The sequence below is a fragment of the Clostridium sp. genome (assembly GCF_021443865.1).
Classification (GTDB): Bacteria; Bacillota; Clostridia; order Clostridiales; family Clostridiaceae; genus Clostridium.
On sequence record NZ_JABUTB010000039.1, the window covers coordinates 20,498 to 28,325 of the forward strand.

The following is a 7,828-nucleotide window of genomic DNA, read 5'->3' on the forward strand; positions in this document are numbered from 1 at the left end:
GCCATTGGAGAGGATAGAATGAATATAGAAATTATTAAAAGTATTATTTTAAGTATTGGACTTCTTTTAGTAATTGCTCAAATTTTAGCTAGATTTAATAAAATAAAGGGATACCTAGTAAGTGAAAGACATACTATAAAAGACCAGTTAGTTATGATTATAATTTTTAGTACAATAAGTATTTTATCAACTTATATGGGATATGAAGTAAGGGGAGCCTTAGCTAATACAAGAGTAATTGGAGTTATGGCTGGAGGATTTATAGGTGGACCAATAGTTGGAATTGCAACCGCCATAATAGCTGGTGTACATAGATATGCTATTGATATTAATGGATTTGCTGCAATAGCATGTTGCATATCAACAATATTGGAAGGAGTAATAGCTGCATTTTCTTCAAATTATGTTAAAAGGCAAAAATATAAGGAAATTAATTTATATTTGATAACTTTTATAGCTGAAATTTTTCAAATGATAGTAATACTTATAATTTCAAAACCCTTTGATATGGCATTAGAATTAGTTAAAAGTATTGCATTTCCTATGGTATTTATTAATTCTTTTGGATTAGTTTTATTTGTTGGTGTCTTTAAGCATATATTTATAGAGCAACAGTATGAATTAGGAGAGAAAATGAGTTTAGCCTTTGATATAACAAAACTATGCTTACCTGTTATTGAAAAAGGAGAATATAATGAAAGAAGTTGCGAAGAAATAGGAAAAATTATTTTTAAATTTTCAAAAAAGTTAGGGATAGTTTTTACAGATAATGAGAGAATAATTTATACTAAAGGGAAGCTTTCTATTGATAATAAATGGCATTTACCTAAAATAGCAAAAAAAGTATTAGAGGAAAAGACTGTATGTCTAGAAGAGGAAAGTGAAGAAGGGGATTCTTTTTATAAGGCATTAAAGAATGCAGTTGCTATTGGAGCACCTTTAATAAAAAATGGACAAGCTTTTGGATGTTTTATTATATTTACTGATAAATATAAGCTTTCTCTAGAGCCAGAAATAAAGTTTGCTGAAGGACTTAGTTCATTTTTATCTACTAAATATGAATTATTAGAAGCAGAAAAACAAAGAGATCTTATGCAAAAAGCAGAATTTCATGCGTTACAATCACAAATAAATCCACATTTTATATTTAATTCTCTTAATACAATTAGTGCATTTTGTAGAGAAAAACCTGGAAAAGCAAGAGAATTATTAATTGACTTAGCAACTTATTTTAGGAATGCTATTCAAAATAAAGAAGGATTGGTAGATATACATGAGGAAATTGATTATGTAAAGGCTTATTTGCAGTTAGAAAAAGCTAGATTTGAAGAACGATTAAGTATAGATATTAAAATGCAAGAAAACTTAAAATGTAAATTGCCTTGTTTAATATTACAACCTATAGTTGAAAATGCTGTAATTCATGGTGCCATGAAAAGAAAACAAGGTATAGTAAATATAATTATTAAAGAAGAAGACAGAAATTTAAAAATATCTGTTATAGATAATGGATTTGGAATTCCTATGAATATTATTAAAGGCTTAAATGAAAAAGTATCATATGAAGGAAATATAGGATTAATAAATGTCCATAGAAGATTATGCTATCTTTATGGAAAGGATCATGGCTTAGATATAGTTACTTCAAATGAAGGGACTAAAATAAATATATATATTCCAATGAGGGGAAAAGGGGCTGTAAATCATGAAGGTTGCAATAATTGATGATGAAAAACCTGCAAGAAGCGAGTTGATTTTCTTAATAAAAGAAATTATTCCTAATGTAGTTATTTCTGAATTTTCTAATGGGGAAGAAGTTTTAGAGGCTATATCAAATGAGAGTTATGATTTGTTGTGTATTGATATTAATCTTGGTGATATTAGTGGAACTACCTTGGCTAAAATGGTGAGAAAAGTTTCACCATATTCTGAAATTGTGTTTGCAACAGCTTATAATAATTATGCTGAAAAGGCTTTTGAAGTAGAGGCAATGTATTATCTTTTAAAACCTTTTTCAGAAGTAAAAGTTAAACAGATGATAGATAGATATAATAATAAAAAATCTGAAAATAATAAGAAGAATATAGAAGAGTTATTTTCAAAAATCCCTTTATATGTAGATAAGAGATTCATTATGATTAATATTGAGGATATTATCTATATTGAATGTGAAAATAGGGAATGTATTGTTCATACAAAAAGTGAAATATACAAAGATAGTAATACACTGAACTATTTTGAGGAAAGACTAGCTGATAAATGTTTTTTTAGAATACATAAAAGTTTTCTAATTAATCTTAAGTATATATCAGAAATTCATCCTTGGTTTAATAATACTTATTGCATAAAAGTTAATAGAGTGAAGGATGCTTTTTTACCTGTAAGTAGAAATAAAATTAAGGAACTAAAAAGGATTTTGCATTTAAAACATTAATATATACATTTTGTACAATAAAAATAGCAATTCACACCTTAAACAAACGTTTACATAAAGCGCTATGATAAAATTATTGTGTAATAATACTTTAATAGGTAAACATTTTAATCTATTAAATGGAATTAGTTGCAAGAATTATATGTGAGAGGTGGAATTTTTAATGGTATCTTTTTTTATTTGTTTGGCAATTTTAATTGGTGGTTATTTTCTTTATGGAAAGTACATTGAAAAAAACTTTGGACCAGATGACAGGGAAACACCAGCTGTAGCTATGGCTGATGGAAGTGATTATGTTATAATGCCTACATGGAGAATATTCCTTGTTCAATTATTAAATATAGCTGGACTTGGACCTATTTATGGAGCCATAGCAGGAGCTCTATGGGGACCATCAGTATTTTTATGGATTACTTTTGGAACAATATTTGCAGGTGCTGTTCATGACTACTTGTCTGGAATGATATCAATGCGTCATAAAGGTACAACAATTGGTGAAATAGTTGGGATCTATTTAGGACCTTTTATGAAACAAGTAATGCGTATATTTTCAATAATATTACTTGTACTTGTAGGAGTTAGCTTTACAACTGGACCAGCAGCTCTTTTGGCTATGATTACACCAAAAGCATTGAATTTTACTTTTTGGTTAATTGTAATACTTGTTTATTACTTCCTTGCAACATTTTTACCTATTGATAAAATTATTGGTAAGATATATCCGTTATTTGGATTTTGTTTAATATTTATGGCTTTAGGAGTAATTGGAGGTATTCTTTTTAAAGGATATACAATTCCAGAAATTTCACTTGCTAATCTTCATCCTTCTAAAACACCTATATGGCCTATGATGTTCGTATCTGTTGCATGTGGAGCAATTTCTGGATTCCATGCAACACAATCACCATTAATGGCTCGTTGTATGAAAACAGAAAAAGAAGGTAGAAAAATATTCTATGGAGCAATGGTGGCTGAAGGTGTTATTGCTCTAATATGGGCAGCAGCAGGTTGTGCTTTTTATGGTTCAACAGGTGGATTACAAACAGCAATTAAAGAATTAGGTGGACAAGGACCAGTTGTCTATGATATTACTTATAAATTACTTGGAGCAGCTGGCTCTGTATTGGCTATGATTGGTGTTGTTGCATGTCCTATATCATCAGGAGATACAGCATTTAGAAGTGCAAGACTTGTTATTTCAGACTGGTTTAATATAGAACAAAAAAGTCCTTCAAAGAGATTATTACTTACCGTTCCTTTATTAGGAGTTGGAGCAATATTAACTCAAATGGATGTACAAATGATTTGGAGATATTTCTCATGGAGTAATCAAACATTAGCTATGTTTGCATTATGGGCAGGAGCGGTTTATCTTTATAAAAATAAAAAGAATCCATGGGTAGCAGCAGTACCAGCAACATTTATGTCAGCAGTAAGTTTAACTTATATTTTAATGGCACCAGAAGGATTTAAACTTAGCAGTACAATTGCATATCCAGCAGGAATCGCTTTTGCAGCCTTTTGTTTAGGTTTATTTATAAAAAGTAAAAGTTCAAACTCAAAAAATGTTGAAGTAGAAGTTTAAAATATCTTTAAAATATGAAAGACTTTCTAATAAGTTATTAACTTACTTAGAAGGTCTTTTTTAATTTTGAAAAGTACATTGAATCTCAGGTTAATCTTAAATTCAGGAAACAAATAAGCTAAAAAATTCGGTGCCGCTATTTTAATTTAAAAGAAAGTTAATAATATTTATAAGGCGTTTGTAATTTATGAAAGGTGAAAGAGAATTTTCACCAAATGAAAATATGCCTATTGCTTTTTTGTAGCTGATAACGGAATGAAAATTGAACTAATTTATGATAAAAGTTTAAATTTAAAATATGACAGTGAAAAGGGGGTTAATCATAGTAAGATATAGAATCCTTTTTATGTTAAAATTAATAAATGTAAATGGTATACTAGTAATAATATAGATATAGTTTATTTCCAGTAAGGATATTTAATAGTCCAGAAATTATATTTGTAACATTAAAGACTTGAAAATAAGCAAAGAAAATATTTATTTATAAAGGAGGTAATATGTACATAGATTCTCATACACATTTAGATTTTTTTGAAAATAATATAGATAAGGCTATTGAAGATATAAATAAAAATAAAATATTAGTTTTAGCAAATAGTATGAATATAGAAAGCTATATTAAAAATAAAGAATACAGTAAGAAAAGTAAATTTATTATACCTTGTTTTGGTATACATCCTTGGAAGGCAGCAGAGTATAAAGGAGATTTACAGGAGCTTATACCCTATATTGAAGAAAGTAAAATTATAGGTGAAATAGGATTAGACTATCTTTGGGTAGAAGATAAAAGTACCTTTGAGGGGCAAAGAAAAATATTTAATTTTATACTTGAAGAAAGTATTAAGAGAAATAAAGTTGTAAGTCTTCATACCAAAGATGCAGAAGACGAAATATATAAGACTCTAAAAAAACATAATTATAATAAAGTAATAATCCATTGGTATAGCGGTGATATTAAGATATTAGAAAAGTTCATAGAACTAGGATGTTATTTTACAATTAGTGTAGATATAGGATACACAGAAAAAACTTATGAGGTATTAAGTAAAGTACCAATAGATAAGTTACTTATAGAAACAGATGGGCCAACTGCCTTAGAATGGGTTAATGGAGAGTATGGATATCCAAGTGAAATAATAAAAGTTTATGAAAGGGTATCTAGATATAGGGGAATTAGTATAGAAAAGCTATTAACTATTGTTGAAGAGAATTTTAAATGCTTGTTATATATGGCATAAAGAAAAAAACTATTATATAATCATTAAATAATAATTATTATTAATTAGCTTGACAATAATAACCAAAATGAATAAAATGAATATATAAACTTAATAATTTAACTGGGGGGGCAGGGAACTGTCTGAGATAAAATTGTGACCATTTTGACCCATAAACCTGATTTGGATAATGCCAACGTAGGGAGATTAGTATTGTTTCAATTACAAATTAAGCTATTAAGCAGCATTCTTATATTAGGATGCTGTTTTTTCTTTTAACAATTTACTTTATCAGATTTAAGATAAATTATTTAAGTTAATTATAGAAAAAGGAGGGAATTTTATGTCATTATGTAATGTAAGCCTTCAAGTAATACCTTCAGTACCTGAAGAGAGGCTTTATTCTGTAGTGGACAAGGTTATTGAATATATTGCTTCTACTGGAGTAAAGTATGAAGTTGGAGCAATGGAAACCACAATGGAAGGAGAACTAGATATTTTACTAGAGATAGTAAAGAATGCTCAAAAGATATGCACAGAAGAAGGGGCATTAAGAGTATGCTCTATGGTTAAAATAGACTATAAAGAAGAAGGCGTGACTATGGATGAAAAAATCGAGAAATATAGGAAATAAACTTGCACCTATAATATTTATTATAATTTTACTAAGCTTATGGGAAGCTGTTGTTAGAGCAGGTGGTATAGAAAAATATATAATGCCAACACCTACAGATGTAATTAAGGTTTTAGTTAGTGACTTTAAAGTTATGATACCGCATATATTAGCCACATTATATGAAGGCTTTGTGGGATTTTTAATAGCTATTGTCCTTTCTATAGTATTAGCTGTAATTATGGATATGGCACCACTAATAAAAAAAGCACTTTACCCAGTTTTAGTAATATCACAAACTATACCAACTATTGCTTTAGCACCATTATTTATTATATGGTTTGGATTTGGATATTTACCTAAAATAATTGTAGTTGTAATTGTATGCTTTTTCCCAATAGTAATAAGTATAGTGGATGGATTAGAAGGCGTAGATAAAGATTTAATAAATCATTTTAAATTAATGGGAGCATCTAAACTTAATATATTTATGCATTTAAAACTTCCTTATGGAATGATAAATTTCTTCTCAGGAATGAGAATTGCAGCTACTTATAGTATTATGGGGGCTGTAATTGGTGAATGGCTTGGAGGAGATAAGGGTCTAGGGGTATATATGACTAGAGCAAGAAGTGCCTACGCCTTAGATAAGATGTTTGCAGCAATTGTAATTATAGTTATCATAAGTATGGCTATATTTGTTTTAGTTTCAGTTATGGAAAAAGTATTTACTCCTTGGAATAATGAAAAAAAAGTACGGAAAGAAAAAATTAATTGGAGGTGGAAATATTGATAAAAAAGAAATTATTATCAGTAGTTTTAGCATCAGTAGCAGCATTAACTTTATTTGCAGGCTGTAGTAATAAGGAAACTAGGAAAGAAGGAGATTTACAAAAGGTTACCTTAATATTAGATTGGACACCTAATACTAATCACACAGGATTTTATGTAGCAAAGGAAAATGGATATTATGAGGATTTAGGATTAGATGTTGAAATAATACAACCATCAGAAGGCTCATCTCTTCAATTATTAGCAGCAGGCAAAGGAGATTTCGCAGTAAGTTATCAAGAAGATTTAACTTATGCTAGAACATCAGATAGTCCATTACCAGTTATGGCAATAGGAGCTATAATACAACATAATACATCTGGTTTTGCATCACCTAAAGAAAAGGGTATAGAAACTGTAAAAGACTTTGAAAATAAGGTTTATGGTGGATGGGGAAGTCCATCAGAAGAGGCTATACTAAAGGCTATCATGGACAAAAATGGAGCTGATTTTAGTAAATTAAAGATTGTAGATGCAGGTACAGAGGATTTCTTTATAGCAACTAAAAATAATTTAGATTTTGAATGGACTTTTGAAGCGTGGACTAATATTCAAGCAAAGCTAAGAAATTTTGATATAAATTATATTCCTGTTAGGGATTTAGATCCAGCGTTAGACTATTATACACCTATTATTGCTACAACTGAGGATACAGTAAATAATAAAAAAGATTTAGCTAAGAAATTTATGGAGGCTACTACTAAAGGATACAAAGATGCAATTTTAAATCCAGAAGAAGCAGCAAAAATATTAGTAAGTAAGGTTCCTGAAATAAGTGAAGACCTAGCAATAGAAAGTCAAAAGTACCTTGCTGATAAGTATATGGAAGATACTGCTGTTTGGGGAGAAATGAAGGATAGTGTATGGGATAACTATACTAAATTCTTATATGATAATAAACTAATAAGTAAGGAAATGAAAGCAAGTGAGGCTTATACAAATGAATTCTTATCAAAATAAGATTTTACTAAAAAATATTTCTAAGTCCTTTGATGATATGGAAATATTAAAGGATATTAATATGGAAGTAAATGAAGGTGAGCTAGTTTCAATACTTGGACCTTCAGGAAGTGGAAAAAGTACAATTTTTAATATATTAACTAATATTATAAATTGCGATAAGGGAGAAGTTAATATAAATGGTGATA

The 7,828-nt window shown here is 28.8% G+C and carries 8 protein-coding genes and 1 riboswitch; all 8 genes read left to right on the forward strand.

All coding sequences use genetic code 11. From position 1 onward, the window contains the following. Positions 1–18 precede the first annotated feature (18 nt). A complete protein-coding gene (locus tag HUJ77_RS08625) occupies positions 19–1,725 on the forward strand; it encodes a LytS/YhcK type 5TM receptor domain-containing protein (protein ID WP_291708178.1) in 1,707 nt (568 codons plus the stop codon). Continuing rightward, the gene (locus HUJ77_RS08630; protein WP_291708179.1) at positions 1,706–2,434 is read left to right on the forward strand and encodes a LytTR family DNA-binding domain-containing protein; all 729 of its coding nucleotides are present in this window, start codon (positions 1,706–1,708) and stop codon (positions 2,432–2,434) included. The genes HUJ77_RS08625 and HUJ77_RS08630 overlap by 20 nt, the downstream gene beginning before the upstream one ends. Before the next feature lie 163 nt (positions 2,435–2,597). Continuing rightward, positions 2,598–4,019, forward strand: a complete 1,422-nt coding sequence (locus HUJ77_RS08635) for a carbon starvation protein A (RefSeq protein WP_291708180.1) — start codon at positions 2,598–2,600, stop codon at positions 4,017–4,019. 497 nt (positions 4,020–4,516) lie between these two features. Further along, entirely contained in the window at positions 4,517–5,257 is a 741-nt protein-coding gene (locus HUJ77_RS08640) for a TatD family hydrolase (RefSeq protein WP_291708181.1), read from the forward strand. 93 nt (positions 5,258–5,350) lie between these two features. Continuing rightward, a riboswitch (TPP riboswitch) is annotated at positions 5,351–5,458 on the forward strand. Positions 5,459–5,579: 121 nt separating this feature from the next. Further along, complete coding sequence (locus HUJ77_RS08645; RefSeq protein ID WP_291708182.1) at positions 5,580–5,870, forward strand: thiamine-binding protein; 291 nt, start codon at positions 5,580–5,582, stop codon at positions 5,868–5,870. After that, positions 5,842–6,642, forward strand: coding sequence for an ABC transporter permease (locus HUJ77_RS08650; RefSeq protein ID WP_291708183.1), 801 nt, complete (start codon positions 5,842–5,844; stop codon positions 6,640–6,642). The genes HUJ77_RS08645 and HUJ77_RS08650 overlap by 29 nt, the downstream gene beginning before the upstream one ends. Continuing rightward, positions 6,639–7,640 (forward strand): ABC transporter substrate-binding protein, encoded by a 1,002-nt coding sequence (locus HUJ77_RS08655; RefSeq protein WP_291708184.1) that lies wholly within the window; start codon positions 6,639–6,641, stop codon positions 7,638–7,640. The genes HUJ77_RS08650 and HUJ77_RS08655 overlap by 4 nt, the downstream gene beginning before the upstream one ends. Further along, positions 7,621–7,828 (forward strand): ATP-binding cassette domain-containing protein (locus HUJ77_RS08660; RefSeq protein ID WP_291708185.1); only part of this gene is annotated, 208 nt, incomplete at its 3' end. The genes HUJ77_RS08655 and HUJ77_RS08660, both read left to right, overlap by 20 nt.

Bases quoted from the DNA above. Each gene is read 5' to 3' on its own strand.
- HUJ77_RS08650 (WP_291708183.1), top strand. From the start codon at position 5,842: ATGAAAAAATCGAGAAATATAGGAAATAAACTTGCACCTATAATATTT.
- HUJ77_RS08640 (WP_291708181.1), top strand. From the start codon at position 4,517: ATGTACATAGATTCTCATACACATTTAGATTTTTTTGAAAATAATATA.
- HUJ77_RS08635 (WP_291708180.1), top strand. From the start codon at position 2,598: ATGGTATCTTTTTTTATTTGTTTGGCAATTTTAATTGGTGGTTATTTT.
- HUJ77_RS08625 (WP_291708178.1), top strand. From the start codon at position 19: ATGAATATAGAAATTATTAAAAGTATTATTTTAAGTATTGGACTTCTT.
- HUJ77_RS08645 (WP_291708182.1), top strand. From the start codon at position 5,580: ATGTCATTATGTAATGTAAGCCTTCAAGTAATACCTTCAGTACCTGAA.
- HUJ77_RS08630 (WP_291708179.1), top strand. From the start codon at position 1,706: ATGAAGGTTGCAATAATTGATGATGAAAAACCTGCAAGAAGCGAGTTG.